This is a genomic window from Agromyces solani, from assembly GCF_058349925.1.
The window spans coordinates 616,946-643,621 of the sequence record NZ_JBYRER010000003.1 but is presented as its reverse complement, the minus strand read 5'-3'; the positions used below and the strand labels follow the sequence as shown (position 1 = coordinate 643,621).

The following is a 26,676-nucleotide window of genomic DNA, read 5'->3' as shown; positions in this document are numbered from 1 at the left end:
GTCGGGCGCCACTCGACCAGCGAAAGGGGGCGCTACGCGACCGCCTCCGCCTCGGCCTCGCGCTTGACGGCGGAGATCTCGAACTCGAGGGTGATCTTCTCCGAGACGAGCCATCCGCCCGTGTCGAGCGCCACGTTCCACTCGAGACCGTACTCCCGGCGGTCGATGCGCCGCGTGCCCTCGAACCCGGCGCGCAGCGCACCGGTGGCGTCGACGTGCGCACCGGTGAACTCGATCGGGATGGTGATCGGCTTCGTGATGTCGCGGATCGTCAGATCACCCGAGACGACGAGCGCGTTGTCGGCGACCTCCTCGATCCGGTTGCTCGTGAAGACGATCTCGGGCCACTGCTCGGCGTCGAAGAAGTCCGCGCTGCGCAGGTGCTCGTCGCGCTGCGCGTTGCGGGTGTCGATGCTGGCGGTCTTGAGCACGATCTCGGCGGTCGACCGGTCGGGTTCGTCGAAGTCGACGTGCAGGCTGCCGGTGACGTCGTTGAAGGCGCCGCGGACGTTCGCCACCATGGCGTGCTTGGCGGAGAAGCCGATGCGACTGTGGGCCGGGTCGATGTCCCAGTCACCGCTGAGATCGGGTCCGTTGACGGTCATGTTCATCCCCTGGGTCTGTTGCGCGGACTCCCTCAGTCTCGCATCCGCGGGCTGGGAGGTTTCGACACGCGTCCGACTCGCCGGGCGCGTACGGCCGTCGGAGGGGCTCAGCGCATCGAGTCGAGGATGCCGACGAGCTGCTCGAACGTCGTCATCGGGTTGATGATGGCGAATCGCGTGTTCGGGCGACCGGCGTGCGAACTCGGCGTGACGAACGCGCGCTGCTCGTCGAGCAACTTCGCCGACCAGCGCTCGTAGTCGTCCATCGTCCAGCCCTCGCGCTCGAACACGACGATCGAGAGCTGCGGATCGCGCACGAGCTTCAGTTCGGGACGCGTGCGGATCTCATCGGCGATGCGCTGGGCGAGGTCGAGCGAGTTCGTGATCGCGGCTCGGTACGCGGCGGCGCCGTACGTCGCGAGCGAGAACCAGAACGGCAGGCCGCGCGGGCGCCGGGTGAGCTGCACGGCGAAGTCCGACGGGCTCCACTCGGGCTTGCCGGTGAGGGTGTCGAGGTACTCGGCGTGCTGCGTGTGCGCGCGGCGGCCGATCTCGGGGTCGCGGTAGATGAGCGCGCACGCGTCGAACGGGGCGAACAGCCACTTGTGCGGGTCGACGATGACCGAGTCGGCGCGCTCGACGCCGCGGTAGCGGTCACGTGCGGCGGGCGAGAGCATGCCGGTGAGGCCGTACGCGCCGTCGATGTGCAGCCAGAAGTCGAACTCGTCCTTGAGTGCGGCGATCGAGGCGACGTCGTCGACGATGCCGAAGTTCGTGGAACCCGTCGTCGCGATCACGGCGAACACGTCGTCGCCGTGCTCCTCGAGCGCCGCGCGCACGGCGTCGCCGCGCAGCATCCCGTCGTCGCCGGCCGGGACGAGCACGACGTCGACGTCCATGACCTTCGCGGCCGACTTGTTCGAGGAGTGCGCCTCGGTCGAGCAGACGAGCTTCCAGCGCGCGGGCATCGGTCGGTCTTCTGCGGTGCGCTTCTCGCGGGCGAGCTCGCGCGCGGCGACGAGCGCCGAGAGGTTGCCGATCGTGCCGCCCTGCACGAACACGCCGCCGGCGCCGGCCGGCAGCCCGAACTCGTTCGCGAGCCAGGTGAGCACCTCGTTCTCGGCGTGCACCGCGCCCGAGCCCTCCATCCAGCTGCCGCCGTAGAGGCTCGACGCCGACACCACGAGGTCGAACGCCATCGCGGCCTTCGTCGGCGCGGCCGGGATGAACGAGAGGTACTGGGGGTGATCGATCGTGATGCACGCGGGCGCGAGCACGTGCTCGAAGATCGAGAGCGCGCGGCTCGCGCCGATGCCGCGCTCGTCGATCGTGCGGCCGGCGAGGCGCTTGAGCTCGGCCTCGGTCTCGGGCTTGTCGAGCGGGGTGTCGGTCGAGAGCAGGCGTCGACGCGAGTAGTCGAGCACGAGGTCGACGATCGATTCGGTCTCGCCGGTGACGGCGTGCATGCGGGTCGCGTCGGGCGCCGGGGATGCCGCGGGCGCGCCCCGCTCGGGAGCGGTCGCCGTCACGTCGGCGGGGAATTCGGATGCGGTGCCCATGTCTGTCCTCTCGAATGGCAGAGCAAGTCTCACCCCTCATGGGGGTTCACGCAACTTCTTCGCACGGATTGCGATCAAGGCGCAACGATTCATTGTGTGCTGCGATTCTGTGCAAACTCCGTGCGTCATCGTGGAATCCGCTCGCTGTGGCTCCCAGCCGGGGCGTCGGCAGCATGGCGCACACTGGAGAGGTGACCGCAGACGCCGAGCTCGACTGGCGCGCGCCGCACCCGACCGACCTGCACCAGACCGTCGGCGCGCTGCGCCGCGGCCCCGGCGACCCGAGCTTCGTCGTCACGCCCGATCGCGCCGTCTGGCGCACGACGCGCATGCCGTCCGGTGTCGCGACGATGCGGCTCTCGCGGCGCGGTCCCGACGAGTTCCGCTGCGAGGCCTGGGGCCCCGGAGCGGCGGAGGCCGCGGCATCCGCCCCCGACCTACTGGGTGCCCGCGACGCGACCGACGCGTTCGAGCCGCTGCTGCCGCGGCTCGCCGATGCCCATCGGCGCAACCCGGGCATGCGGGTCGCGCGCAGCGGGCGGGTGTTCGAGGCGCTCGTGCCGGCCGTGCTCGAGCAGAAGGTCATCACGCTGCAGGCGCACGACTCGTGGCGGGCGCTGCTCTGGCGGTTCGGCGAGCCCGCGCCGGGGCCCGTGCCGCGCACCATGCGGGTGACGCCGTCGGCCGAGGGGTGGCGGCGCATCCCGAGTTGGGAGTGGCACCGCGCCGGCGTCGACCCGAAGCGCTCGCGCACGATCGTCGCGCTCGCACCGTACGCCGCACGCATCGACGAGGCCGCGACCATGTCGCCAGCCGACGCGTTCGCCCGGCTCACGCATTTCACCGGCGTCGGGGCGTGGACGGCGGCCGAGGTCGCCCAGCGCGCACTCGGCGACGCCGACGCCGTCTCGGTCGGCGACTACCACCTCGCGAACTTCGTCGGGCACGCGCTCGAGGGCCGCGACATGACCGACGACGAGATGCTCGTCGCGCTCGAGCCCTGGGCGGGGCAGCGCTACCGGGTCATCCGGCTGCTCGGCGCCTCTGGGGCCCGCGGCAAGCCGCGCCGCGGCCCGCGCATGGAGTTCGTCGACCACCGCCGGCGCTGAGCGCGGGCGAGTCGGTCGAGTAGGCGCGAGGCGCCGTATCGAGACCACCAGGTCGGTCGAGTGGCGACGAAGGAGGGTATCGAGAACGCGGGATGGTCTCGATACGCTCCGCTACTCGACCGACCTAACCGAGCATCGGGTCGAGGGCGGGGTGCAGGTGGCGGGTCGTCAAGACGGATGCCGCGTGGCGGGCGCCCGCCGCGAGGGCTTCGGGCAGCTCGGCGCCGTCGAGGGTCGCGTCGAGCGCCCCCGACATGAACGCGTCGCCGGCGCCGTTGGTGTCGAGCACCTCGACCGGCACGGCCTCGACGCGGTGCTCACGCCCGGCGGCGTCGAGGCCGACCGCGCCGTCGGCGCCCAGCGTGCAGACCGCGATCGAGGCGCCGCCGTCGATGAGCGACCGCAGGAACGGCATCGGGTCGCCGATGTCGTCGGCGTTCATGAACACGGCGTCGGCGGCCGCGATGAACGGACGGTGGAACTCGGCGCGCCCGTCGTAGTCGTGGATGTCGGTCCAGATCGGACGTCCGGTCGCGCGCGCCGCGGGGATGAGCCGGCCGGCCTCGGGCGCGAGGTCGAGGACGATCGCCGCGGCATCCCGCATCGCCAGGGCCACGGATGCCGCGGTCTCCCGCTGCGACTCGGCCGACGCCTCGCCGGGGGAGGAGAGGTAGAGCGACACGCGCTCGCCGGCGGGCGTCATGAGGTTGAGGTGCCGTTCGGTGGCGTCGGTCGCGCCGACGATGAGGTCGACTCCGGCGGCGCGCAGCGCCTCGGCCACGCGAGTGCCGTCGGCGTCGTCGCCGATGAGCGTGTAGAACGCGGGTCGGCGGCCGAGGCCGGCGAGTCCGAGCGCCTTGCCGGCCGAGGTGCCGCCGACGGTCTCGTGCTCGGCGAGGGCGAACTGCATGTGCGGCACCGGTTCGGGCAGGCGGTCGAGCAGGACGATGCGGTTCCACGACGCGGGGCCGGCGATGAAAACGTTTGCAGTCACCCGCCCATCCTGTCGGACGCGGTCCGCTCGGCGCGAGCCCTCGCGCGGAGGGGCGTCACGCGGACCTGGCCGCGGCACGGGACGACCCGCAGGTTTCCCATTTCAGCTCTGCCGGTTCCGCCTCATCATGAGGCGGAACTTGCACAGCGAGATCGTGGAACCGTGCCTAGGGCACGGGAGGAGGAGAGGGCCCGTTCCGGGCTGCACTCTCGATACGGGCGGAGCGGAGGGCGCGAGTGGGGGTGCGGGGCGGGTCAGGCGGGCAGGCCGCCCGGATCGGCAGCCGTGGAGGCGGCGCCGGCGTCGGCGTCGGTGCGCTGCCACTCGACGAGGGGCTGCAGCAACTCCATGAGCTGGAGCGCTCGGCTGCTCGGCGTGTAGCGGATCGTCACGGGCGTGGTCGGCCGCACGTGCCGCTCGATCAGCCCGTCGGCCTCGAGCTCGCGCAGCCGGGCCGCGAGCACCCGGTCGGAGATGCCGTGCACGGTGTCGCGGTACTCGCTGAACCGGCGGGCGCCGCGCACGCCGGCGAGCAGGATCGCGGCGTTCCACTTGCGGCCCGCGAACTCGATGGCGCCCGTGAACCGGCGGCACGCCTCGTCATCGATGTGCCCGAGCTCGCGCAGCCGGGCGGAGCGGCGAGCGCCGACCTCGTCATCGTCGCGGTCGGGCCGGTGGGGCACCGAGCGGGAATACTCCATGGCCGCGCCTCCTTCACTTTCTTCGAGTAAGTAGCTTACCCGCGGAATGCGCGGGTCGCGGCATCCGGGAAGGATGAACACATGCACTACGGACGCGAACTGCAGTTCGGCACCTTCGTCACGCCCGTCAACGACCCGCCCCAGCAGGCCGTGCGGCTGGCCGAGCTGAGCGAGACGCTCGGCTACGACCTCGTGACGTTCCAGGACCACCCGTACCAGCCCGCGTTCCACGACACGTGGACGCTCATGAGCTGGGTCGCGGCACGCACGAGCCGCATCAGGGTGGCGGGCAACGTGCTCAACGTGCCGCTGCAGCGCGAGCCGGCCGTGCTCGCCCGCGCCTCGGCGAGCCTCGACCTCCTGAGCGGCGGGCGCTTCGAGCTCGCGCTCGGGGCGGGCGGCTTCTGGGACGCGATCGCGGCGATCGGCGGCCGCAGGCTGACGCCGGGCCAGGCGGTCGACGCGCTCGACGAGGCGATCCGAATCATCCGCGGCACGTGGGACGCGGGCAACCGCGAGCGGTTCAGCGTGCCCGGCGAGTACTACCACGTCGACGGGGCGAAGCGCGGGCCGGCGCCGGCGCACGACATCCCGATCTGGGTCGGTGCGCTGAAGCCGCGGATGCTTCGCCTCATCGGCCGCGCGGGCGACGGCTGGCTGCCGTCGCTCGCCTACCTGCAGCCGGGCGACTACGCCGAGGGCGCGGCCCGCATCGACGAGGCCGCGCTGAAGGCCGGGCGCAATCCGGCCGAGATCCGCCGGCTCGTGAACGTCGCCGGCCGGTTCACGAACGGCACCGGGGGCGACGTCAGGAGCCGCGGCGGCGCGATCGAGGGCACACCCGCCGACTGGGCCGAGCAGCTGCTGCCCTTCGTCGTCGAGGACGGGGCCGACACGTTCATCCTCGCGGGCGACGACCCGACGAGCATGCAGCGGTTCATCGAGGAGGTCGCGCCGGCCCTGCGCGAGGCGGTCGAGCGCGAACTCGGGCCGGATGCCTCGGCCGGGGTGATCCGCTCGACCGCGTCGCTCGCGAAGCGCCGGGACGGGATCGACTACGACGCCGTGCCCGCCTCGCTCGCGGCATCCGCGATCGAACCGGGCGACGCGAAGTTCGCACGGGTGCGGTCGACCTACCTGCGCGGCGGAAACCCCGGCCTCGTGCTGCAGCCGACCTCGACCGCCGAGGTCGTCGACGCCGTCGCGTTCGCGCGCGCGAACCGCGACGTGCCGCTCGGCATCCGCAGCGCAGGGCACGGCATCAGCGGCCGGTCGACGAACGACGGCGGCATCGTCATCGACCTCTCGCGCATGCACGCGATCGACGTGCTCGACGAGGCATCCCGGCTCGTGCGCATCGAACCGGGCGCCCGCTGGAAGGACGTGGCGGCCGTACTCGAGCCGCACGGCTGGGCGCTGAGCTCGGGCGACTACGGCGGCGTCGGCGTCGGCGGGCTCGCGACCGCGGGCGGCATCGGCTGGCTCGTGCGCGAGCACGGCCTCACGATCGACCACCTGCGCGCGGTCGAGCTCGTGCTCGCCGACGGCAGCGTCGTGCGGGCGAGCGCCGACGAGCGGCCCGACCTGTTCTGGGCCGTGCGCGGTGCGGGCGCGAACATCGGCATCGTGACCGCGTTCGAGTTCGAGGTCGACGAGGTCGGCACGGTCGCGTTCGCGCAGCTGACGTTCGATGCGAGCGACACCGAGGCCTTCCTGCTGGCGTGGAGCGACTGGGTCGTCGATGCGCCGCGCGACCTCACGAGCTTCCTCCTCGTGCAGCCGGGCGGCGATGGTCGCCCGCCGGTCGCGCACGTCATGGCCGTCGTCGACTCCGACGACGCCGACACCGTGCTCGCACGGCTGCAGCCCATCGCCGACGCCGCCCCGCTCGTCGGGCAGGATGTGAGGCTCACGAGCTACCGCGCCATCATCTCGAACGCGAGCGACGGCAGCCACAGCGCCGAGGGCGAGCCGCTCTCGCGCACGGGGCTCATCGGGCGCTTCACGCCCGAGTTCGCCCGCGACGTCGCGCGATTCCTCGAGACGGGGGCGAGCTACTTCTTCCAGGTGCGGGCCGCAGGCGGTGCGGTTCACGACGTGCCGGCGGATGCCACGGCCTACGCCCACCGCGACGCCGAGTTCTCGGTGGTCGCGATGGGGACCCGCGCTCGCCGGACCAGCGAGGCGTGGGACGAGCTGCTCGCCCCGCACATGACGGGCGCCTACCTGAGCTTCGAGACCGAGGTCGGGCCCGCCCAGCTCGCCGCGGCGTTCCCTCCCGCGACCCTCGAGCGGCTGCGCCGCATCAAGGCCGAGGTCGACCCGGGCAACCTGTTCACGGACAACGCGAGCGTGGCGGCCGAGGTCGGGGTGTAGCGCTACTCGTCCTTGCTGCCGAACTTCGGCGGGTTGTCGACGGCCGGCCGCTCGGCGACGACGGGGAACGCGCCGGTGTGCCCTTCGCGCTCGAGTGCGGCGGCCGCGATGCGCTTCCGGAACGAGAACCAGCCGATGATGAGCAGCGGGATGAGCGCGAGGCTGCAGAGGAGCACCCACCGCCCGGTCGGCGAGAAGGCCATCGTGACGAGCACGAACGCGAGGAACGCGAGCGTGAGGTAGCCCGTCCAGGGTGCGCCCCACAGCCGGAACGACGGCCGCTCGAGGCGCCCCTGCTTCGCCCACGAGGCGAGCTTCATCTGGCAGAGGATGATCGTCGCCCAGCCGCCGATGATGCCGATCGCCGCGACCTCGAGCACGATCTCGAACGCCTCCGACGGCACGACCGCGTTGAGTCCGACGCCGAAGAGCGTGATGACCGCGGTGAGCAGGATGCCGCCGTAGGGCACGCCGCTCTTGCTCATTCGTTCGGTGAAGCGGGGGGCCGAGCCGTTGACCGCCATCGAGCGCAGAATACGACCGGTCGAGTAGAGGCCCGCGTTGAGCGACGACAGTGCCGCGGTGAGCACGACGAAGTTCATCACCGAGGCCGAGATCGCGCCGGCTTCGGGCGAGCCGATGTGCGAGAAGAACGTCACGAAGGGCGATTCGTCGGCCTCGTAGACGAAGTAGGGCAGCAGCAGCGAGAGCAGCAGGATCGAGCCGAGGTAGAACACCGCGATGCGCATGACGACCGTGTTGACCGCCTTCGGCATCACCTTGCGCGGCTCGGCGGTCTCGCCGGCGGCGGTGCCCACGAGCTCGATCGCCGCGTACGCGAACACGACGCCCGAGATCGCGAGGATGGGCGCGATCGCGCCGTTGGGGAACCAGCCGCCGTTGTCGGAGATCACGCTGAACCCCGTCGGGCCGACGTCGGTCTGCCCGATGAACACGATGAAGATCACGCCGATGATGAGGAAGGCGATGAGGGCGGCGACCTTGATGAGCGCGAACCAGAACTCCATCTCGCCGAACATCTTCACCGAGACGAGGTTCAGCGACAGCACCACGATGAGCGCGACGAGCGCGATCACCCACTGCGGGATCGCCTCGAGCGCCGGGAAGTACTGGCCCCAGAACTTCACGTACAGCGCCGCCGCCGTGACATCCACGATCGAGGTGAACGCCCAGTTCAGGAAGTAGAGCCAACCCGCCGTGTAGGCCATCTTCTCGCCGTAGAACTCGCGCGCATACGAGACGAACGAGCCCGACGAGGGCCGGTGCAGCACCAGTTCGCCGAGCGCGCGCAGGATCAGGAACGCGAAGAACCCGCAGACCGCGTACACGATCAGGAGCGACGGGCCCGAGCTGTTGAGCCGCCCGCCGGCGCCCATGAAGAGGCCCGTGCCGATCGCGCCGCCGATCGCGATCATCTGGATCTGCCGCGGCTTCAGCGTCTTGTGGTAGCCGTGCTCCTCGTTCGAGAAGTCCTGCACGGCGAGCATCTCGTCGCCGATGCGCTCCCGGTAGTTCTCGAAGTCGTCGGCCGGGTCGTGGTCCGGAATGTGATCCGGCGTCTGCTGGGTCGTCATCGTTCCCCCTTCGCCGGGACGGCGGTGCAGGGACGGCACCGGCGCGCGACTCGGCTTGCTCACACGATACGCGCGGGGCGGGAGGCGGCGCGAGGGTCAGGCCGCGTGGCGCGCGCGCGAGGTCGGCGCCGGTACGAACGTGAACCGCGTGCGGTGCTGCACGTGCCGGCGCGACCTCACCCGCTGCGAACGGGGCGGAAGCGCCGCGGCGGCCGCCGCGACGAGCTCGCCGTCGAACTCGTCGGCGATACGCGACTCGGAGTTCGGGCGCAGGTGGTTGCCGCCGCGCGCGCACGCGCAGGCCAGGCGGGTCTCCTCGCCGAGCGGTCCGAACACGAATTCGAGGTGGTGGGCCATGGCGCTTCCCCTTCCTGACGGCAGAACTGATGGCTCTACCCGAAGAGATGCACCGTGGCGCCGATCATGACGCGGGTTCGTCCCACCATTCGCGCAGGCGTTGACGACGGCCTCGCCCGGGGGTAGACAGGCCGCAGGCTCCGCCGGAGATCGCTTCGGCGGGGAGGGAGGGCGAGATGACCGACGAGGACGAACGCCCGCCGATGCGGGAGATGCGGTCGGCCGAGTGCTGGGAACGCATCGAACAGGCCGCGTACGGCCGGGTCGGCACGTACGCCGGGGGCGAGATGGACCTCTTCCCCGTGAACCACGGCGTCGATCGGCACAGCATCGTGTTCCGAACCGCGCCGGGCACGAAGCTGCTCGCGATGACCCTCGAGCACGACGTGCTCTTCGAGGTCGACGGGGTCGAGAACGGCGAGGCGTTCAGCGTCGTCGTGAAAGGCCGTGCCGGTCGAATCGAGCAGGAGCGGGAGATCGAGGTGGTCGAACGCCTCGGCATCACGACGTGGGCGCCCGGCCGCAAGGATCGCTGGGTGCGGATCAGCCCGCGCGACATCCAGGGCCGCGCCTTCGTGCTGCCGCCAGGGGTGGGCGGGGAACGCTGATTCGAGCGCCGACGCCGTCGGAGGTGCGGCGCTTCACCCCTCAACGCCGCGGATCTCGAGGCTGATCTGTTCGGCGTCGAGCCCTTCGAGCGCGGCGTTCAGCGCGGCCGCGCTGAACCGGCCCTCGTCACGTGCGTCGAGCAGGGCGTCGCGCTCCGCCTCGATCATGCGCAGGCGAAGGCGGCGCACCTGTTCGGGATCCACCCGACGCGGGGATGCCTCGGGCGGCGTCTCGCCCGAGGCATCCGTCTCGCTCGTCGTCTCGCCCTCGTCCATCGAGAGCTGCCAGGCCGTGCGCATCTTCTCGGCGACCGCGCGGATCGCCGGGTCGTCGGAGCCTTCGAGCTCCGTCATCGCGGCCCTGCGGAGCACCCCGGCGAGCTCGCGCCGCTCGGCGGCGTCGGCGCTCGTGTCGCGGGCGGGCACGAGCCGTCCCACGAGCCACGGCAGCGTGCCGCCCTGCACGAGCAGCGAGCCGACCGCGACGAGGAACGCGATGAAGACGAGCAGCGACCGGCTCGGGGTGTCGCTCGGCAGCGTCTGTGCCGCCGCGAGCGTGACGACGCCGCGCATGCCCGCCCACACGACGATCGCGCCCTCGCGCCACCCGAGCCGCTCGTCGAGGTAGTAGTCGATGTCGGCGACCCTCCGGCGGAACAGCGAGCGGAACCGCTCGGTCTGCGCGGGCGTCGGCTCGGGGCCGCCCCGGCGTGCCCGCTTCGCGCGCCGGGCCTCGACCTCGGCGCGTCGACGTTCGAACTCGGGCGTCGTCGACGGAATGCCCTTCGCCCGATCGTCGAGCACCGACCTGATCCGCTCGGCCCGTTTCGCGCGCCGGGCGAGGCCGCCGAACAGCGAGGCCACGTACGCGGCCCGGATCAGCACGGTCGCGACGAGGGCGACGGCCGCGAGCCCGGCGGCGTGCCAGGCGCCGGCATGGGATGCCTCGACGTCGTCGACGATCGCGGTCAGTTCGAGGCCCATGACGAGGAAGACCGCACCCTCGAGCACGAGCTCGACCGTGCGCCAGTTCTGCACGTCCGAGAGGCGGTGCTGCGGGCTCAGGAACTTCGCCGCACCGCGGCCCGTCACGATGCCCGCGACGACGGCCGCGACGAGGCCCGAGGCCCCGAACCGCTCGGCCGGCAGCGACGCGATGAACGGCATCGTGAACGAGATCACCGTGTTGACCGTCGGGTTCGACACCCGGGCCCGCACGCGCAGGTTGAGCCAGCCGACCGCCGCGCCGATGATCACCGCCACGACGACCGCGTACACGAACGAGCCGAACACCGACCACAACGAGACCGTTGCCGCGATGCCCGCGATCGCGGCGCGCAGCAGCACGAGCGCCGACGCGTCGTTGAGCAGGCTCTCGCCCTCGAGCAGGGCGACGACGCGCGGTGAGACGCCGAGGCGCTTGACGATCGAGGTCGCGACCGCGTCGGTGGGGCTCACGATCGCGCCGAGCGCGATGCCGCCCGCGATGCCGAGGTCGGGGATGAGCCACGCGAACAGCAGGCCGAGCAGCACCGACGTGATGACCACGAGCACGACCGACAGCCCGCCGATCGTCGAGAAGTCGCGGCGGAACTCCATCGTCGGCATCGACACGGCCGCCGAGTAGAGGAGCGGCGGCAGCACGCCCGCGAGGATCCACTCGGGGTCGACCTCGAACGCGGGCACGATGGGGAGCAGGCTGATCCCGAGGCCGAGCAGCGTCAGCAGCAGGGGAGCGGCCACGCCGAATCTCGGCCCGAACGCGGTGGCGGCGGCGATGGCGAGCAGGGCGAGCACCCCGGCCAGCAGCAGGTCCATTCGCCCATTCTGGCCCCGTCGCGGGTCGTGGCGGAGCGGGGCGACGTCTCGAACCTGCGATGTCACCCGCGTGTGATGTGCTGTCCCCATGGGTTTCGACGCGACGTTCCTGGGGGTGCCGGCGCCGATGCCGCGGGTGACGGGCGCGAGTGCCCCCGAGTGCGTCGAGCTCGATTACGTGCACTTCGCGGTCGTGCTCGACCCGGCGCGCCGGCTCGCCCGGGTCACGGGCGTCAACGTCGACGGGGGCGCGCTCGTCGATCTCGACCGCGGTGGCGACGAGTGGCGGTTCGACGATCGGGTGCCCCTCGACTGGCAGGCGGGTCCACTGGTCTACGCCGACAACGACCTCGATCGCGGGCATCTTGTTCGCCGTCGCGACCCGGTCTGGGGCGACCATGCGGTCGCGGCGCGGGCGAACGCCGACACGTTCCACTACCCGAACGCCGCACCGCAGGCGTCGGGCTTCAACCAGTCGAAGGAGCTCTGGCTCGGCCTCGAGGACCACGTGCTCGCCTACGCAGAGGCGACCGCGCAGCGGTTGAGCGTGTTCACCGCACCGGTGCTCGCGCCCGGCGACCCCGAGTACCGGGGCATCCGAGTGCCGCTCCGCTTCTGGAAGGTCGCCGCCTGGAACGCGCGCGGCGCACTCGCCACGACCGCATTCGTCGTCGACCAGGCGCCGCTCGTCGACACGACCGAGGCGCGACCCGTGGTCGGCGCGGCGCCGCCGCTCGGGCCGTTCCGCACCTTCCAGGTCCCCGTGGCGGATGTCTCGGCGCTGACCGGCCTCGAGATGCCCGAGCTCGTCGCGGCCGACGTGCTGCCGGCGACCGTGATCGCGGCCGGCTGGCGGCGAATCGAGTCGTTCGACGAGGTGCTGCTGCACGCGCCGTCGGTCGAATAGGCCGACGCGCCGTATCGGGGTCGCGGGCGGGGGTCTCGATACGCGCGCTCCTTCGTCGCGCGCTACTCGACCGGCCGGGGAGTGCTCCTTCGTCGCGCGTTACTCGACCGGCGAGTGAGTGCTCCTTCGTCGCGCGCTACTCGACCGGCGGGCGATGGTGCCACGATGGAGGCATGGAAGCGGCGAGCGGCTCCATCACGACCGACGTGCTCATCGTGGGCGCGGGACCGAGCGGGCTCATGCTCGCCGTCACCCTGGCGAAGCTCGGCGTCGACGCCGTCATCGTCGACGGCAAGGACGGCCCCACCCGCGAGTCTCGCGCGCTCGGCGTGCAGGCGCGATCGATGGAGCTCTACGACCAACTCGGCCTCGTCGACCGCGTGCTCGCCGTGCGGGCCCCGGCCGTGGCGATCGCCCCCGGGGCCGGTCGCCGCGCGTTCGGCAGGGTCGAGTTCCCGGGCCTCGGCGCCGGCATCACCCCCTACCCCGACATCACCGTCTTCGAGCAGAGCCGCAACGAGCGCCTGCTCGTCGATGCGCTCGCCGCGGCCGGCCGCGAGGTGCTCTGGGGGCACCGGCTCGAGCGGCTCGAGGTCGAGGGCGGCGCGAGCGCCGAGGCATCCACGGTCGTCGCCGAACTCGCCGCGACGGGCGGTGGCCGCCGCGCGGTGCGCTCGCGGTACTGCGTGGGCGCCGACGGCGCGCACTCGCGGGTGCGCGAGTCGCTCGGCATCGCGTTCGAGGGCGTCACCAACGAGTACACGTACTACATCGCCGATGCCCTCGACGTGACGGGGCTCGTCGGCGACGCGGTCAACCTGCGCTTCACGGCCGAGCACTTCCTGCTCGCGTTCCCGATGGGCGGCACCCGGATGCGACTGCTCGGCATCGTGCGCGACGCCGACCTCGAAGCCGACGGGAGCCTGCGCGAGGCGCGCATGCGCGAACTCGTCGACCGGGAGTTCGGCGTCGGATACGCCGAGAGCGCGTGGTTCACGACGTACCGCGTGCATCACCGGCTCGCCGCACGGTTCCGCGAGGGGCCGTGCTTCGTCGTCGGCGACGCGGCGCACATCCACTCGCCGGTGGGGGCCCAGGGCATGAACACGGGACTGCAGGAGGCGCACAACCTCGCGTGCGCGCTCGCCGACGTCATCCTCGGCGGCATGCCCGATGCGCGGCTCGACCGCTACGAGGCCGAGCGGCGCCCGGTGGGCAGGACGCTCGTCGCGACGACCGATCGACTCTTCGGCGAGATCACGTCGGAGTCGCGGTTCGCACGGTTCCTGCGCGGGCGGGCGCTGCCGACGATCGGCCCCGTCGCGGTGCGGCTGCTCCCGCTCGCGATTGGCCCCCGCGTGTTCGGGTACCTCTCGCAGACGCGCATCAGGTACCCGGTGCCGGATGACTCGGGCGGCGGCGGCGCGGGCGGCGCCGGCGCGGCTCGCCGGTCGCGGCACGAACGCCGGCACGGGGCGGTGGTCGGGGTGCGGCTGCCGTGGACGGGCGACAACCACGACGTGCTGCGGTCGATGCAATGGCAGGTGCACGGCTACGGCGTGCCCGAGCGGGTCGTGCTGCGCATCGCGCGCGAGCTCGGGGTCGCCGAGTCGCACGTGTTCCCGAGCGATCGCGGCGTGCGGGGCCGACCTCGGCTGCGCCACGACCGGGTCTACCTCGTCCGACGCGACGGGTTCGTCATGGCCGAGGTGCGGGCGCCGGGGATCGGCGCCGACCTCGATGCGGCGCGCGCCGTGCTGTTCCGGTCACCGTCGGTCGAGTAGGCGCGAAGCGCCGTATCGAGGCCACGTGTCTGGGTCTCGATACGCGTGCTCCTTCGTCGCGCGCTACTCGACCGGCGAGGGTGCTCCTTCGTCGCGCGCTACTCGACCGGCGAGGGTGCTCCTTCGTCGCGCGCTCCTCGACCGGCGAGGGGATGTGCGGAAACGCACACCTCGTGTGCGGGATCGGGGCTTGCCGCTCGCATCGATGCACGGTGAGAATCGCCTGCATCGCGACCCCCGATCGCGGGCCACACTACAAGGAGGTAGTCCATATGGCTGTCGACGCTTCGACGCCCCGCACGTCCCCGAATCCCCCCGGTACTCCGGTCCGCACCGGCCTGCGCAAGGTCGTCGCCGCGTCCATGGCCGGCACCATCGTCGAGTGGTACGAGTTCTTCCTCTACGCCACCGCGGCGACGCTCGTCTTCAACGTCATCTTCTTCCCGCCGAGCGACAACCCGCTCGACAACATCATCAAGGCGTTCCTCACCTACGCCGTCGGCTTCGTCGCCCGCCCGCTCGGCGGCATCGTCTTCGGCCACTTCGGCGACAAGTACGGTCGCAAGAAGCTGCTGCAGCTCGCGATCATCCTCGTCGGCGTCACGACGTTCCTCATGGGCTGCCTGCCGACGTTCGACCAGATCGGCTACGCGGCGCCCATCCTGCTCATCGTCCTGCGCTTCTTCCAGGGCTTCGCGGTCGGCGGCGAGTGGGGCGGCGCCGTGCTGCTGGTGGCCGAGCACTCGCCCGACAAGCAGCGCGGCTTCTGGGCGAGCTGGCCGCAGGCGGCGGTGCCCGCGGGCAACCTGCTCGCCACGGTCGTGCTGCTCGTGCTCTCGCGCACGCTCACCGAGGAGCAGTTCCTCACCTGGGGCTGGCGCGTGGGCTTCTGGCTCTCGGTCGTCATCGTCGCGGTCGGCTACTACATCCGCACCAAGGTCACCGACGCCCCGATCTTCGTCGAGGCGCAGGCCGAGGCCGAGGCGGCGAAGAAGTCGGGCTACGGCGTCGTCGAGGTGCTCAAGCGCTACCCGCGCGGCGTCTTCACCGCGATGGGCCTGCGGTTCGGCGAGAACATCATGTACTACCTCGTCGTGACGTTCTCGATCACCTACATGTCGGCGCACCTGCAGATGGACACCTCGACGATCCTCACGCTCATCCTGTTCGCGCATGTCGTGCACTTCTGCGTGATCCCCGTCGTCGGTCGATTCAGCGACAAGCTCGGACGCAAGCCGGTCTACGCCGCCGGTGCGGCGCTCGGCGCGGTGTGGGGCTTCGTCGCCTTCCCGCTCTTCGACACGAAGAACGACTGGCTCATCGTCGCCGTCCTCATCGTCGGCCTCATCATCCACGCGCTCATGTACGCGAGCCAGCCGGCCATCATGGCCGAGATGTTCCCGACGCGCATGCGATACTCGGGCGTCTCGCTCGGCTACCAGGTGACGTCGATCATCGCCGGTTCGCTCGCTCCGATCATCGCGACGATGCTGCTCTCGAGCTTCGGCTCGTGGGTGCCGGTCGCGATCTACCTCGCGCTCGCCGCGGGCGTGACGCTCATCGCGGTCGCCGCGATGCGCGAGACGAACGGCATCTCGCTGCGTTCGATCGACGAAGCCGACCGCGAGCGGGTCGCCGCCGAGACGGGAGCGGTGAAGGCCTCGGCGTAGGCCGCCCGGTCCGGCCTCGTCCCTCGAGCCTGCCTCGTCGCTCGAGCCTGCCTCGCCGCTCGCGCCGGCCTCGCCGCCCTCGTCGCTCGGGGCGGTGAGTGCCGGTCCCCGGTCCGTGTTCCGCTCAGGGCAATGCCAGTTCCGCCTCATCGATGAGGCGGAACTGGCATAGCCGCGTTTGCGGACTGTCGCTCTGACCGAACCAGGCGCACGCCGACGGATGCGGCACGACGTGCGCAGCGTTGCTCGGTCGCGAAGGAGGCGCGGCTTCGAGCGGGACGGCGAGTCTCTCTGCGCCTGGTGCCCGCGCGCTGCGCCATCCGAAGTGGCGCGGCGAGTGCCGAGGTGGCGCAGTCGGCGGCCCGGGTCAACCGCCGGCGGCCCGCCACTCGGGCCGGTGCTCCACGAGCGCACGGAACGACGCCGCGACCGCCGGGTTGCGCAGGCTCTCCTCGCGGGTGACCGCCCAGTAGGCGATGGGGTGGTCGTACTCCTCGGCGAGCACCCGCCGGAGGCTCGGCTCCCGGGCCGCCAGGAAGTCGGGCATGAGCCCGATGCCGGCGCCCGCGACCGTCGCGGCGAGGTGGGCGAACACGCCGGTCGAGCGCATGCTCGGCAGCGTCGGCGGGAGCTCGTCGACGGCGAGGTCGAGCTCGTCGATCTGCAGCGCCGACTCGATGTAGTAGTTGAGCCGATGCCCGGCCATCTCGGCGATCGAGCGGGGCTCGCCCCGTTCGACGAGGTACTGCTCGCTCGCGAACAGCGCGAGCGAGTACTCGAGCACGGGCGTCGCGAGCGCCTTGCGCACGTCGGGACGCCCGACCGCGACCTCGATGTCGACCCCCGACCGGTTCTGCCGCACGCGCTGCGTCGCACTGAGCAGCTCGAACGAGAGGCCGGGGTTCGCGATCTGCAGCGGCGCGAGCGCGGGCACGGCGTACAGCGCGGTGAACGCGTCGGGGGCGGCGATGCGCACGAGCCCCGAGAGACCCGGCTGGTCGACCTCGACGAGCGAGCGCATCTCGAGCTCGATGCGCTCGGCCACCGCCATCGCGCGCTCGCCGAGCGGGGTCGTCGCCCAGCCGCCGGCAGCACGGATCAGCACCCGCCCGCCCATCGCGTTCTCGAGGGCGGCGATGCGTCGCGACACCGTCGAGTGGTTGACGCCCAGCACCTGCGCCGCCGCGGTGTACCGGCCGAGGCGCGCGACCGCCAGGAAGGTCATGAGCCATTCGGGGTTCGGGTCGTGGGTCGGCGTCGTCATCCGACCATCGTGCATGAATGCACAGCGATGGTGCAAGATTCGCGGTCGAATCGCGTTGAATGTGCGTTCATCGCGACTCTATGGTGATTCAGCGCGGCGCCTTGGGGGAGGCGCCGCCACACACGTCGAAGTCAAGGAGGACACGATGGCGACGATCGCATGGATCGGTCTGGGCAACATGGGCGGTCCGATGACCGGCCGGCTCATCGAGGCGGGGCACGAGGTCGTGGGGTACGACCTCGACGAGGGGGCGAGCCGCGCGGCCGCCGAGCGCGGCGTGCGCCTCGCGGCATCCGCCGCCGAGGCGGTCGCGGGCGCCGAGGCCGTCTTCACGATGCTGCCGAAGGGCGACCACGTTCGCGCCGTCTACGAGGGCGAGGGCGGCGTCTGGGCGAACGCGCCGCAGTCCGCCCTGCTGCTCGACAGCTCGACCGTCGACATCGAGACCTCGCGCTGGTGCCACGAGGGCTCCGCCGAGCGCGGGTTCCGCTTCGTCGACGCCCCGGTCTCGGGCGGCATCTCGGGTGCCGCGGCCGGCACCCTCACGTTCATGCTCGGCGGCGCCGAAGCGGATGCCGCGGACGCCGCCGAGTTCGTGCGGCCGATGGCCGGCAACGTCTTCGTCGTCGGTGGACCGACGCAGGGCATCGCCGCGAAGCTCGCGAACAACATGATGCTGTTCATCTCGCTCGTCGCCGCGGCCGAGGGCTCGCAGCTCGCGTCGAGCCTCGGCATCGACCCGCAGGTCTTCTGGGACATCGCCCGCGTCTCGTCGGCCGACTCGTGGGCGCTGCGCACCTGGTACCCGGTGCCGGGCATCGTCGACTCGGCCGCCGCGAACCGCAACTTCGACGCGACCTTCGCGACGACCCTCGCCCTCAAGGACGTCTCGCTCGCGCTCGGCGCCGGGGATGCCGCGGGGTTGAAGCTGCCCGCAGCCCGGCTCGCCCGCGAGCAGTTCGAGGAGCTCATCGCCGAGGGCCTCGGCGGCAAGGACTGCAGCCTCATCGCCAAGCTCGTGCGCGCCGACGGCGTGGTTGCGGGCTACACCGACTCCGCACCGGCCACGGCCGGCGCACGCTGAAAGGAACGACCCCATGACCGACACCCTCACCGCCGTGCGGACCCTCCCGCACGTCATCGCGGGCGACCGCATCGACGACGATGCCCGGCGCAGCCCCGTCTTCAACCCCGCCACCGGCGAGCAGACCGCCGAGGTGGTGCTCGCCGACGACCTCCGCGTCGCGGAGGCGGTGGCCGCGGCATCCGAAGCCCAGAAGGCCTGGCGCGCCACCGGCCTCGCCAAGCGCTCGCACGTGATGTTCAAGCTGCGCGAGATCATCGAGTCGCGCAGCGGCGAGCTCGCGCGCATCATCACCGCCGAGCACGGCAAGACCGTCGACGACGCCCTCGGCGAGGTCGCCCGCGGACTCGAGAACGTCGAGTTCTGCGCCGGGCTCATGCACCACCTCAAGGGCGACTACGCCGAGCAGGTCGCTCGCGGCATCGACGTGCACCAGGTGCGACAGCCGCTCGGCGTCGTGGCGTGCATCACGCCGTTCAACTTCCCGGCGATGGTGCCCCTGTGGATGGTCACGACCGCGATCGCCGCGGGCAACGCCGTCATCCTGAAGCCGAGCGAGCGCGACCCCTCCGCGGCGGTCTGGATCGCCGAGGCGTTCCGCGAGGCTGGGCTGCCCGACGGCGTGCTCAACGTCGTGCACGGCGACAAGGTCGCCGTCGACGCGCTGCTCGACCACCCCGACGTCAAGGCGATCTCGTTCGTCGGCTCGACCCCGATCGCGAGGTACATCTACACGCGCGCCGCCGAGAACGGCAAGCGAGTGCAGGCCCTCGGCGGGGCGAAGAACCACATGGTCGTCATGCCCGACGCCGACCTCGATGCAGCGGCCGACGCCGCGATCTCGGCCGCGTACGGCTCGGCGGGCGAGCGGTGCATGGCCGTGTCGGTGCTCGTCGCGGTCGGGCAGGTCGGCGACCCGCTGATCGAGAAGATCACCGAGCGGATGTCGCGGCTCGTCGTCGGCGACGGCACCGACCCCGCCTCGGAGATGGGCCCCCTGATCACGCGCGAGGCGCGCGACCGGGTCGCCGGCTTCGTCGACGGGGCCGCGGGCGAGGGGGCGACCGTCGTCGTCGACGGCCGCGACCACCGCTTCGAGGGCGACGGCTTCTTCATCGGCGCATCGCTCGTCGACCGGGTCGAGCCCGGCATGCGCGTCTACGACGAGGAGATCTTCGGCCCGGTGCTCTCGGTCGTGCGGGTCGACAGCTACGACGAGGCGGTCGCGCTCATCAACGCGAGCCGCTTCGCGAACGGCGTCGCCGTCTTCACCCGCGACGGCAAGACGGCGCGCAGCTTCGAGTTCGACATCGAGGTCGGCATGGTCGGCATCAACGTGCCGATCCCGGTGCCGGTCGGCGCATTCTCGTTCGGCGGCTGGAAGGACTCGCTCTTCGGCGACACCCACATGTACGGGCCCGAGAGCTTCAACTTCTACACGCGCCGCAAGGTCGTGACCTCGCGCTGGCCCGAGCCGAGCGAGTCGCAGATCGACCTCGGCTTCCCGACGCACTGACGCAGGCCGCGACGATGTCGATCCGCATCCGCGGTGCCGTGCTCGAGGAGCTCGGGCGGGCACGCCCCTTCGCCGAGTCGCGGCCGATCACGATCGGCGAGCTCGAGCTCGACGGCCCCGGGCCCGACGAACTGCTCGTACGCATCGAGGCCGCCGGCATCTGCCACTCCGACCTCTCGGTCGTCGACGGCAACCGGCCGAGGCCGGTGCCGATGCTGCTCGGCCACGAGGCCGCCGGCATCGTCGAGGAAGCCGGCGCCGAGGCATCCGCCGACGGCTTCTCGGTGGGCGACCGGGTCGTGATGGCGTTCCTGCCCCGTTGCGGTCGGTGCGACGGATGCCTCGCCGGGGGCGCCCTGCCGTGCGTGCCGGGCACGGCGGCCAACACCGCAGGCACCCTCTTCGACGGCGACGTGCGCCTGCGCCGCGCCGGGGAACCCGTTCGGCACCATCTCGGGGTCTCGGGGTTCGCGACGCACGCGGTCGTCGACCGGCGGTCGGCGGTCGTCGTGGGGCACGACGTCCCGCCCGAGGTCGCGGCCGTGCTCGGCTGCGCGGTGCTCACCGGTGGCGGGGCCGTGCTCAACGCGGGTGCGGCGCGCGAGGGAGACGACATCGTCGTGGTCGGGCTCGGCGGCGTCGGCATGGCGGCGCTCATCACCGCGGCGTCGCTCGGCTACGGACGCGTGATCGGGGTCGACGGCGTCGCCGAGAAACTCGACCGCGCGCGCGAGCTCGGGGCCGATGCGGCGTACACGCCCGAGGAGGCGCTCGCCGCCGGGCTGCGCGCCTCGCTCGTGGTCGAGGCGGCGGGCCACCCGCGGGCGTTCGAGACGGCGTTCGCGCTCACAGCGCCGGGCGGTCGCACGGTCACGGTCGGGCTGCCGCCGGCGTCGGCGGTCTCGCAGATCTCGCCCCTCACGGTCACCGCCGAGGCGCGCACGATCGTCGGGTCGTACCTCGGGTCGGCGATCCCGTCGCGCGACATCCCGCGCTACGCCGAACTGTGGCGGCAGGGGCGGCTGCCGGTCGAGGCGCTCATCTCGTCGACCGTCGAGCTCGACGACGTCAACGAGGCGATGGACACCCTCGCGGAGGGACGGGCGATCCGGCAGGTCATCCGGTTCTGAACCCGCGATCGCCGCTCCGCGCGCCACCCGTGCCCGGCGTATCGTGGGCAGCGAGAGAGCACTTCACGTCGACGAGGTCGGGAGGGCGGGCGCATGGCGAACATCGCGTGGATCGGACTGGGACACATGGGCGGCCCCATGTCGTCGAACCTCGTGGCGGCCGGCCACGCGGTGCGCGGCGTCGATCCGATGACCGAGGCGCGGGAGGCTGCGGCCGGGCACGGCGTGCAGGTCGTCGACTCGATCGCCGAGGCGGTCGCCGGCGCCGACGCCGTCTTCACGAGCCTGCCGCGCAGTGAGCACGTGCGCGAGGTCTACGCGGGTGACGGCGGCGTCTGGGCGACCGCACAGGCGGGTGCGCTCCTCCTCGACACCTCGACCGTCGACGTCGAGACGTCGCGCTGGTGCCACGACGAGTCGACCGGGCGCGGATTCCGATTCGTCGACTCGCCCGTCTCGGGCGGCATCGCGGGCGCGGCGGCCGGCAGCCTCACCTTCATGCTGGGTGGCGACGCGGATGCCACGGCCGACGCCCGCGAGCTGGTCGAGCCGATGGCCGGCCACGTGTTCGAGCTCGGCGGCCCGACGCTCGGCATCGCGGCGAAGCTCGCGAACAACCTCATGCTGTTCGTGTCACTGCTCGGCGTCTCGGAGGGGGCCGCGCTCGCCGACTCGCTCGGGCTCGACCCGAAGAAGTTCTTCGAGGTCGCCTCGGTCTCGTCGGGAGAGTCGTGGCCGCTCCGGCTCTGGTACCCGGCACCGGGCGTCGTCGAGACGAGTCCGGCGAACCGCAACTACGACGCGACCTTCACGACCGCGCTCGCCGAGAAGGACCTCTCGTTCGCCGTCGACGCCGGCGATTCGGCCGGGCTGCCGATGGCGGCCTCCCGCATCGCGCTCGGGCAGTTCGAGCGCCTCATCGACGAGGGGTACGGCGGCAAGGACTGCAGCCTCATCGCGAAGTTCGCGACCGCCGACGGCACGGTGGCGGGGTTCGAGCCGTCCTGAAGTCCGCGGCATCACCGGCGCCCGTCGGCTGAGTGCGGCGTGACGCGGCGATGGCGTCGATCGTGTCGGCCCGCCGAACCTCAGAAGGGCGGTGGGCCGGTGTACTCGCGTCCGGTCGGACTTCGCCAGGTCACCGTGTCGTCGGGGTTCTTCGTGGGGGTGAGCCGGGTGGTGTGTTTCAGGCGGTGATCACCCCGGCAGTCGGGGCAGAGGTTCTCGGGGTTGGTTCCGCCGTCGTGCTGCCACTCGTCGAGGTGGTCGATGTCGGCGGTGTAGGCGAGCCGGTTGCAGCCCGGCCGCGAGCAGGTGCCGTGCGTCAGGGCGAGCCAGATGCGCTGCTCCTTCGTGACTCGGTACCTCGTGCGATCGAGCGCGAGCGGAGCTGCTGTGATCGGGTCGACGGCCAGTCGGAGAAAGGAGTGGGCGTCGGAGAAGAGTCGCCTGGCGGTGTGTTCGTCGATGGGGCCGACGCCGTCGAGCATCGGCAACGGGCGGTGGACGGGGGCCGGCGCAAGCTGCTCGTCGGACTCGAGGGCGCGGAGGCTGGTGCGCCTCGCGTCGATGCCGTCGTTCGCGGCCTCGCCGTAGCGCCGGCGGTCGTGCCCGGTCGAGTTGCGGTGGGTCGAGTTGCGGTGGGTCGCGGTGCCCTCGGTCGAGTTGCGGTGGGTCGCTGTGCCCTCGGTCGAGTTGCGGTGGGTCGCGGTGGGCTTGGCGCCCGAGTCGCGGTGGTCCGCTCGGTTCCTCCAGCGGCCGCCGGGCGCCTCGACGAGACTGAGGACCGGGATGGTGACGAGGAGCTCGGTGCGTGCGGCGGTCGGCGTGCCGGCACCCGTGAGCCAGGCGGTCGCGGCATCGGCGCGGAGCTGCTCGAGGGTGCGGGGCTCGTCGGGGTGGCCGTGGTCGCGTCGGGCGGTGTTGTCGAGGCGCGTGGTGATCTTCGCGATCTCGACCTGCGAGGCATAGAGGTGCAGCCAGCCCATGCCGTCGTCGACGTACTCGGTCACGACCCGGCGTTCGGCGAGGGCACGGGCGTGGCGTTCAGGGAGGGCGTCGCGTTCGAGCCGGGCCCGGATGGTGCGGGCGCGGTGCCGCAGCTGCGAGGTCGTGACGGTGCCGATGACTGCGGCGAGGGCGTGGTCGAGCTCGGGCAGTCTGGCGTCTCCGGGCGGGAACCCGGCTGCCGTGTCGGCAGCGACGCGGGCGTCGGTGTACGTGACGGCGCCGTCGGTGAAGCGGGCCCACGTCTCGGGGAGGCGATCTTGCAGGACGGCGGCCTCGTGGGCGCGGTTGCGGATCGTGCCGGCCGGGACGTGGAGCCGCATCGACAGCTCCGCGGCCGCGGCGCGGACGGCGAGCTCGGATGCGCCGGGCTTGCCGATCTCGGCCGGAAGGAGGTACACGGCCGGGTTTCGTGCGGCGACCTCGAGTGCGCGGCGCACGGCTGCCAGGTGCTCGGCCATGGCCCGGTTCACGGCGAACTGGGCCTGCTCAGCGGCATCGAGTGACGCGCAGAGCTCGGCGAACGCGTCGACGGAGGCCGCGACCCCGGCGTACTCGTACTCGGCCTCGAGCGCGAACGGATCATGAGCATCGAGGTCGTGGATATCGACCGGTTCGGCGGGGTCTCGCCGGTCGATGTCGAAGAGGACGTCGGCGTTCAACCACGCGAGCGGGTCGGCGGGCAGCGCGAGCAACTCGGCGAGATCGACACCCGGAGATGCAGCACGGACAGGCTCGTCGAGCAGTGCTGCCCCGCGCCCGTCGAACCCGTCTGACATGAACTGATCGTCACACCACCCACCGACATTCGAGGCCCCGGCGAACCGGTGCGGCACGGTGCTCGAAGCGCCCCACGGACGATACTTGCGGCCGATGTCGACCCGCGGCATCGTCGTTCGACGCCTGAGTGAGGGCGCCTCCCGAACGGCGTCCCCGACGAGAGGAACGGAACCATGACGCAGTACTTCCTGACGATGCCCCACGATTCCGCTGATGAGCCGACGATGGAGTCGATGCAGGCATTCGATCCGGCCGATTTCGAAGCCGTGATCGCGGCGGTCGACGCGTTCAACACGGCCCTTCGGGACTCGGGTGCGTGGGTGTTCGCCGGTGGCCTCAACCCGCCGTCGACTGCGAAGACCGTCGACGCGTCCTCGGGCGAGACGCGCGTGCTCGACGAGCCGTTCGTCGAAGCCGAGTCGTACGTCGGCGGCTTCTGGGTGATCGAGGCGGCCGACGAGGCCGCGGCCGTCGAATGGGCCGCGCAGGCGTCGAAGGCGCTCGGCTGCCGCGTCGAGGTGCGTGCACTGCAGGAGGAGCCGGCCTGACGGCTTCCTGGGGGCAGCGTGCCCAGCAGGCCCGTGGGGCTGGCAGTCAGCCGCGCTGCACCGCCGCGATGACCTCGCTCAGCCGGTCGCGCAGGGCGCCGAGCTCGGCGAGGCTCATGCCGAGCCGGTCGACGACCTGCGGCGGAATCGAGAGCGCCTGCTCGCGCAGCGAGCGCCCCGTCTCGGTCAGCTCGACGTCGAGCGCGCGCTCGTCGTGCGGGTTGCGGGTTCGAGTGAGGTAGCCCTGCGCCTCGAGCCGCTTGAGCAGGGGCGACAGCGTCGCCGGCTCGAGCTGCAGCGCCCCGCCGAGGTCGCGCACCGTGCGGGGGCTCCGCTGCCAGAGCGCGAGCATCACGAGGTACTGCGGGTGCGTGAGGCCGAGCGGCTCGAGGATCGGCCGGTACACGCCGATCACGCCGCGCGCGGCGACCGCGAGGGCGAAGCACACCTGGTTCTCGAGGGCGAGCAGGTCGACCGGGCCGTCGCCGTCTGCGGGGGTGGATGCCTCGGAGTTGTCGATCTCGACGGTGGCGGTGTTCTCGGTCATGCATCCATTATGACTTGTGGACGAATTGTTAGTACACTAATGATTGTGACGCGAAAGAAGAAGGCGGTCGATCCCGGAGCCCAGCGCGGCTACGCGGGCTTCATCGACCGGCTCAACGCCAAGCTGCTGCCCTATATCGGCCCGCCCCCGCTCGGCCCCTACGACGAGGAGCCGAAGCCGGCGACCGCGCCGACCTGCCCGCTGTGCGGTGCCGCGATGGCCGACCACGAGATCGATCGCTCGGGCGAGCGCACCCAGCTGCACTGCCCGGTGCCGGCGGCGGCCGGGTAGGCCGCTCGGGGTCGGTGGTCTCGATACGGCGCTGCGCGCCGGCTCGACCGACCGGGGTCAGTCGAGGCGCGGTCGGGCGAGACGCCGGCTCACCCAGCGGTCGTACTGCGCCCAGGGGTCGTCGACGCCGGCTGCGAGCTCGGCGATGTGCTCGAGCAACGCGTCGTGCACGTCGAACCACTCGGTGCCCCGGCCCCTGAATGCGGCGAACTGCTCGTGCCTCCGGCGCTCCAGGCGTCGGCCGCCGCGCTCGAACGCGAGCACCTCGTCGTGCGGCAGGCTCGCGACCCGCTGCCTCGGATTGGCCGAGGTGCCGATCTTCACCCGATCGCGATACCGCAGGTAGTAGACGACCTCGACGGGGTCGTCGTCGAGGGTGCGATCGGGCAGATCGCCGTAGCGCCACTCGCAGTCGGCGCAGATCCACCCCGAGGGGAAGTGCACGCCCACCCGCGCGCCGCAGGCCGCGCACGGCCCCGGCAGCAGGTCGACCTCGCCGACCTCGCGGGCGACCCAGTCGTAGGCGACGAGCAGGTGCCCGGCGCAGAGCGCGATCGGCGCACCGGCCGCGACCGGTCGCGCGCACGCCATGCCGTCGGCCTCGGCGATCGAGCAGCGGGCGGCCGAGGCATCCAGCTCAACCATGCGGCAACGGTACGACCGGCCGCCGACATGACCGCCCGTCACCCGCCCGCGATAGGCTCGATGTCCGACGTCGAATGACGTCGGACATCGGTGTTCGAGGGGCGTGATCATGGCGTTCTGGCGCAGGAAGCGGGCGAAGCGCTTCAAGCCGTTCGACCGCAGCGCCCTGCCCGAGGTCGTCCCTCCGACGTTCGACGAGATGCTCGCCGAGGGCCTGCTCGTCGCCGAGGCGGCCGGGCGCATGGCGCTGCGCAACCGCTTCGTGATGCACGCGCTGCGCGGTGACGAGCCGTTCGACGACGAGCGCGCCGCGGCCGCCGCGCGCGAGGTGCTCTACGAGCTCGTTCAAGAGGCCGACGAGGTCGCCGAGCGCACCGCCGACGACCGCACGGTCGCCGCGAAGCGCGAGGGTCGCGCGTCGAACGAGCACGACTACCGGCGGGCCGATGCGGCGAACCTGCGCCGGCGCGAGCAGGTCTACGCCGCGATCGCGAAAGAGCTGTGGACGCGCCGGAACGATCCCGAGTACCTGGCGGCCCTCGCCGAGCGCGCCCGCAACGAGGCGTGGGACGACGTCGCCGGAGCGATCGACGCGCGCCTCGCACGCGAGTGGGGCAGCGGCTGGCCCGAGATCGAGGTCGACGAGACCTACGAGGCCGAGCGCGACGACCGGCTGCGCGGGCTGCTCGGCGACCTCGAGCGCGACCTGCGCGAGGCCGAGGCCGAGCGGGGCCGGCGCGCCGAAGAGGCCGACCCGTTCCGGGGGTACGTCGGCTGACTC

At 71.9% G+C, this 26,676-nt stretch carries 24 protein-coding genes; 13 read left to right on the top strand and 11 right to left on the bottom strand.

Features of this window, described 5'->3' with window-relative positions:
- Positions 1-32 precede the first annotated feature (32 nt).
- Entirely contained in the window at positions 33-605 is a 573-nt protein-coding gene (locus AC3RJ7_RS15325) for a YceI family protein (protein ID WP_491456712.1), read from the bottom strand.
- Positions 606-712: 107 nt separating this feature from the next.
- Positions 713-2,071: a pyridoxal phosphate-dependent decarboxylase family protein gene (locus AC3RJ7_RS15320; RefSeq protein ID WP_491456972.1), complete on the bottom strand. Its 1,359-nt coding sequence runs from the start codon at positions 2,069-2,071 to the stop codon at positions 713-715.
- Between the two features lie 284 nt (positions 2,072-2,355).
- On the opposite strand from AC3RJ7_RS15320, the gene AC3RJ7_RS15315 reads away from it, so the two are divergent.
- The gene (locus AC3RJ7_RS15315; protein ID WP_491456711.1) at positions 2,356-3,273 is read left to right on the top strand and encodes a DNA-3-methyladenine glycosylase family protein; all 918 of its coding nucleotides are present in this window, start codon (positions 2,356-2,358) and stop codon (positions 3,271-3,273) included.
- A gap of 124 nt (positions 3,274-3,397) precedes the next feature.
- On the opposite strand, the gene AC3RJ7_RS15310 is transcribed toward AC3RJ7_RS15315, so the two are convergent.
- Entirely contained in the window at positions 3,398-4,267 is an 870-nt protein-coding gene (locus AC3RJ7_RS15310) for a carbohydrate kinase family protein (RefSeq protein ID WP_491456710.1), read from the bottom strand.
- Between the two features lie 254 nt (positions 4,268-4,521).
- Positions 4,522-4,968 (bottom strand): winged helix-turn-helix transcriptional regulator, encoded by a 447-nt coding sequence (locus AC3RJ7_RS15305; RefSeq protein WP_491456709.1) that lies wholly within the window; start codon positions 4,966-4,968, stop codon positions 4,522-4,524.
- A gap of 81 nt (positions 4,969-5,049) precedes the next feature.
- Here AC3RJ7_RS15305 and AC3RJ7_RS15300 point away from each other — a divergent pair, with 81 nt between their 5' ends.
- Entirely contained in the window at positions 5,050-7,344 is a 2,295-nt protein-coding gene (locus AC3RJ7_RS15300) for an LLM class flavin-dependent oxidoreductase (RefSeq protein WP_491456708.1), read from the top strand.
- 2 nt (positions 7,345-7,346) lie between these two features.
- On the opposite strand, the gene AC3RJ7_RS15295 is transcribed toward AC3RJ7_RS15300, so the two are convergent.
- Together AC3RJ7_RS15295 and AC3RJ7_RS15290 are read right to left on the bottom strand one after the other, a co-directional pair.
- Positions 7,347-8,939, bottom strand: coding sequence for an amino acid permease (locus tag AC3RJ7_RS15295; protein ID WP_491456707.1), 1,593 nt, complete (start codon positions 8,937-8,939; stop codon positions 7,347-7,349).
- Positions 8,940-9,035: 96 nt separating this feature from the next.
- Positions 9,036-9,296 carry a hypothetical protein gene (locus AC3RJ7_RS15290; protein ID WP_491456706.1) on the bottom strand — a complete coding sequence of 87 codons (261 nt, stop codon included), beginning with the start codon at positions 9,294-9,296 and terminating at the stop codon, positions 9,036-9,038.
- A 176-nt stretch (positions 9,297-9,472) separates the two neighbouring features.
- Here AC3RJ7_RS15290 and AC3RJ7_RS15285 point away from each other — a divergent pair, with 176 nt between their 5' ends.
- Entirely contained in the window at positions 9,473-9,904 is a 432-nt protein-coding gene (locus AC3RJ7_RS15285; protein ID WP_491456705.1) for a pyridoxamine 5'-phosphate oxidase family protein, read from the top strand.
- A 33-nt stretch (positions 9,905-9,937) separates the two neighbouring features.
- On the opposite strand, the gene AC3RJ7_RS15280 is transcribed toward AC3RJ7_RS15285, so the two are convergent.
- Positions 9,938-11,722, bottom strand: coding sequence for a cation:proton antiporter (locus tag AC3RJ7_RS15280; protein ID WP_491456704.1), 1,785 nt, complete (start codon positions 11,720-11,722; stop codon positions 9,938-9,940).
- Between the two features lie 88 nt (positions 11,723-11,810).
- Here AC3RJ7_RS15280 and AC3RJ7_RS15275 point away from each other — a divergent pair, with 88 nt between their 5' ends.
- The 3 genes from AC3RJ7_RS15275 to AC3RJ7_RS15265 all read left to right on the top strand — a co-directional run bounded on the left by AC3RJ7_RS15275 (position 11,811) and on the right by AC3RJ7_RS15265 (position 16,083).
- The gene (locus AC3RJ7_RS15275; protein WP_491456703.1) at positions 11,811-12,629 is read left to right on the top strand and encodes a DNA/RNA non-specific endonuclease; all 819 of its coding nucleotides are present in this window, start codon (positions 11,811-11,813) and stop codon (positions 12,627-12,629) included.
- Between the two features lie 173 nt (positions 12,630-12,802).
- Positions 12,803-14,413 carry an FAD-dependent monooxygenase gene (locus tag AC3RJ7_RS15270; RefSeq protein ID WP_491456702.1) on the top strand — a complete coding sequence of 537 codons (1,611 nt, stop codon included), beginning with the start codon at positions 12,803-12,805 and terminating at the stop codon, positions 14,411-14,413.
- 272 nt (positions 14,414-14,685) lie between these two features.
- A complete protein-coding gene (locus AC3RJ7_RS15265) occupies positions 14,686-16,083 on the top strand; it encodes an MFS transporter (RefSeq protein ID WP_491456701.1) in 1,398 nt (465 codons plus the stop codon).
- Positions 16,084-16,450: 367 nt separating this feature from the next.
- Here AC3RJ7_RS15265 and AC3RJ7_RS15260 read toward each other — a convergent pair whose 3' ends face one another.
- Positions 16,451-17,347 (bottom strand): LysR family transcriptional regulator, encoded by an 897-nt coding sequence (locus tag AC3RJ7_RS15260; RefSeq protein WP_491456700.1) that lies wholly within the window; start codon positions 17,345-17,347, stop codon positions 16,451-16,453.
- Positions 17,348-17,492: 145 nt separating this feature from the next.
- Here AC3RJ7_RS15260 and AC3RJ7_RS15255 point away from each other — a divergent pair, with 145 nt between their 5' ends.
- From AC3RJ7_RS15255 to AC3RJ7_RS15240, 4 genes are all read left to right on the top strand, one after another.
- Positions 17,493-18,431 carry an NAD(P)-dependent oxidoreductase gene (locus AC3RJ7_RS15255; RefSeq protein ID WP_491456699.1) on the top strand — a complete coding sequence of 313 codons (939 nt, stop codon included), beginning with the start codon at positions 17,493-17,495 and terminating at the stop codon, positions 18,429-18,431.
- A 13-nt stretch (positions 18,432-18,444) separates the two neighbouring features.
- Positions 18,445-19,947 carry a CoA-acylating methylmalonate-semialdehyde dehydrogenase gene (locus tag AC3RJ7_RS15250; protein ID WP_491456698.1) on the top strand — a complete coding sequence of 501 codons (1,503 nt, stop codon included), beginning with the start codon at positions 18,445-18,447 and terminating at the stop codon, positions 19,945-19,947.
- Between the two features lie 20 nt (positions 19,948-19,967).
- Positions 19,968-21,077: a zinc-binding dehydrogenase gene (locus tag AC3RJ7_RS15245; RefSeq protein WP_491456971.1), complete on the top strand. Its 1,110-nt coding sequence runs from the start codon at positions 19,968-19,970 to the stop codon at positions 21,075-21,077.
- A 93-nt stretch (positions 21,078-21,170) separates the two neighbouring features.
- Positions 21,171-22,085 carry an NAD(P)-dependent oxidoreductase gene (locus AC3RJ7_RS15240; RefSeq protein ID WP_491456697.1) on the top strand — a complete coding sequence of 305 codons (915 nt, stop codon included), beginning with the start codon at positions 21,171-21,173 and terminating at the stop codon, positions 22,083-22,085.
- 80 nt (positions 22,086-22,165) lie between these two features.
- On the opposite strand, the gene AC3RJ7_RS15235 is transcribed toward AC3RJ7_RS15240, so the two are convergent.
- The gene (locus AC3RJ7_RS15235) at positions 22,166-23,863 is read right to left on the bottom strand and encodes an HNH endonuclease signature motif containing protein (protein WP_491456696.1); all 1,698 of its coding nucleotides are present in this window, start codon (positions 23,861-23,863) and stop codon (positions 22,166-22,168) included.
- Positions 23,864-24,037: 174 nt separating this feature from the next.
- Between AC3RJ7_RS15235 and AC3RJ7_RS15230 the strand changes: the two genes are divergently transcribed.
- Positions 24,038-24,412, top strand: a complete 375-nt coding sequence (locus AC3RJ7_RS15230; protein ID WP_491456695.1) for a YciI family protein — start codon at positions 24,038-24,040, stop codon at positions 24,410-24,412.
- A gap of 46 nt (positions 24,413-24,458) precedes the next feature.
- Here AC3RJ7_RS15230 and AC3RJ7_RS15225 read toward each other — a convergent pair whose 3' ends face one another.
- Entirely contained in the window at positions 24,459-24,959 is a 501-nt protein-coding gene (locus AC3RJ7_RS15225) for a MarR family winged helix-turn-helix transcriptional regulator (protein ID WP_491456694.1), read from the bottom strand.
- A gap of 45 nt (positions 24,960-25,004) precedes the next feature.
- Between AC3RJ7_RS15225 and AC3RJ7_RS15220 the strand changes: the two genes are divergently transcribed.
- The gene (locus tag AC3RJ7_RS15220) at positions 25,005-25,250 is read left to right on the top strand and encodes a hypothetical protein (RefSeq protein ID WP_491456693.1); all 246 of its coding nucleotides are present in this window, start codon (positions 25,005-25,007) and stop codon (positions 25,248-25,250) included.
- Between the two features lie 57 nt (positions 25,251-25,307).
- Here the strand turns inward: AC3RJ7_RS15220 and AC3RJ7_RS15215 are convergent, their stop codons facing one another.
- Positions 25,308-25,895, bottom strand: coding sequence for a GIY-YIG nuclease family protein (locus tag AC3RJ7_RS15215; protein ID WP_491456692.1), 588 nt, complete (start codon positions 25,893-25,895; stop codon positions 25,308-25,310).
- A 109-nt stretch (positions 25,896-26,004) separates the two neighbouring features.
- On the opposite strand from AC3RJ7_RS15215, the gene AC3RJ7_RS15210 reads away from it, so the two are divergent.
- Positions 26,005-26,673, top strand: a complete 669-nt coding sequence (locus tag AC3RJ7_RS15210; protein WP_491456691.1) for a hypothetical protein — start codon at positions 26,005-26,007, stop codon at positions 26,671-26,673.
- Positions 26,674-26,676: the final 3 nt, after the last annotated feature.

Coding starts and splice junctions, on each gene's coding strand:
- AC3RJ7_RS15325 (WP_491456712.1), bottom strand. CDS start 605: ATGACCGTCAACGGACCCGATCTCAGCGGTGACTGGGACATCGACCCG.
- AC3RJ7_RS15320 (WP_491456972.1), bottom strand. CDS start 2,071: ATGCACGCCGTCACCGGCGAGACCGAATCGATCGTCGACCTCGTGCTC.
- AC3RJ7_RS15305 (WP_491456709.1), bottom strand. CDS start 4,968: ATGGAGTATTCCCGCTCGGTGCCCCACCGGCCCGACCGCGACGATGAC.
- AC3RJ7_RS15300 (WP_491456708.1), top strand. CDS start 5,050: ATGCACTACGGACGCGAACTGCAGTTCGGCACCTTCGTCACGCCCGTC.
- AC3RJ7_RS15295 (WP_491456707.1), bottom strand. CDS start 8,939: ATGACGACCCAGCAGACGCCGGATCACATTCCGGACCACGACCCGGCC.
- AC3RJ7_RS15290 (WP_491456706.1), bottom strand. CDS start 9,296: ATGGCCCACCACCTCGAATTCGTGTTCGGACCGCTCGGCGAGGAGACC.
- AC3RJ7_RS15285 (WP_491456705.1), top strand. CDS start 9,473: ATGACCGACGAGGACGAACGCCCGCCGATGCGGGAGATGCGGTCGGCC.
- AC3RJ7_RS15280 (WP_491456704.1), bottom strand. CDS start 11,722: ATGGACCTGCTGCTGGCCGGGGTGCTCGCCCTGCTCGCCATCGCCGCC.
- AC3RJ7_RS15275 (WP_491456703.1), top strand. CDS start 11,811: ATGGGTTTCGACGCGACGTTCCTGGGGGTGCCGGCGCCGATGCCGCGG.
- AC3RJ7_RS15270 (WP_491456702.1), top strand. CDS start 12,803: ATGGAAGCGGCGAGCGGCTCCATCACGACCGACGTGCTCATCGTGGGC.
- AC3RJ7_RS15265 (WP_491456701.1), top strand. CDS start 14,686: ATGGCTGTCGACGCTTCGACGCCCCGCACGTCCCCGAATCCCCCCGGT.
- AC3RJ7_RS15260 (WP_491456700.1), bottom strand. CDS start 17,347: ATGACGACGCCGACCCACGACCCGAACCCCGAATGGCTCATGACCTTC.
- AC3RJ7_RS15255 (WP_491456699.1), top strand. CDS start 17,493: ATGGCGACGATCGCATGGATCGGTCTGGGCAACATGGGCGGTCCGATG.
- AC3RJ7_RS15250 (WP_491456698.1), top strand. CDS start 18,445: ATGACCGACACCCTCACCGCCGTGCGGACCCTCCCGCACGTCATCGCG.
- AC3RJ7_RS15240 (WP_491456697.1), top strand. CDS start 21,171: ATGGCGAACATCGCGTGGATCGGACTGGGACACATGGGCGGCCCCATG.
- AC3RJ7_RS15235 (WP_491456696.1), bottom strand. CDS start 23,863: ATGTCAGACGGGTTCGACGGGCGCGGGGCAGCACTGCTCGACGAGCCT.
- AC3RJ7_RS15230 (WP_491456695.1), top strand. CDS start 24,038: ATGACGCAGTACTTCCTGACGATGCCCCACGATTCCGCTGATGAGCCG.
- AC3RJ7_RS15225 (WP_491456694.1), bottom strand. CDS start 24,959: ATGACCGAGAACACCGCCACCGTCGAGATCGACAACTCCGAGGCATCC.
- AC3RJ7_RS15215 (WP_491456692.1), bottom strand. CDS start 25,895: ATGGTTGAGCTGGATGCCTCGGCCGCCCGCTGCTCGATCGCCGAGGCC.
- AC3RJ7_RS15210 (WP_491456691.1), top strand. CDS start 26,005: ATGGCGTTCTGGCGCAGGAAGCGGGCGAAGCGCTTCAAGCCGTTCGAC.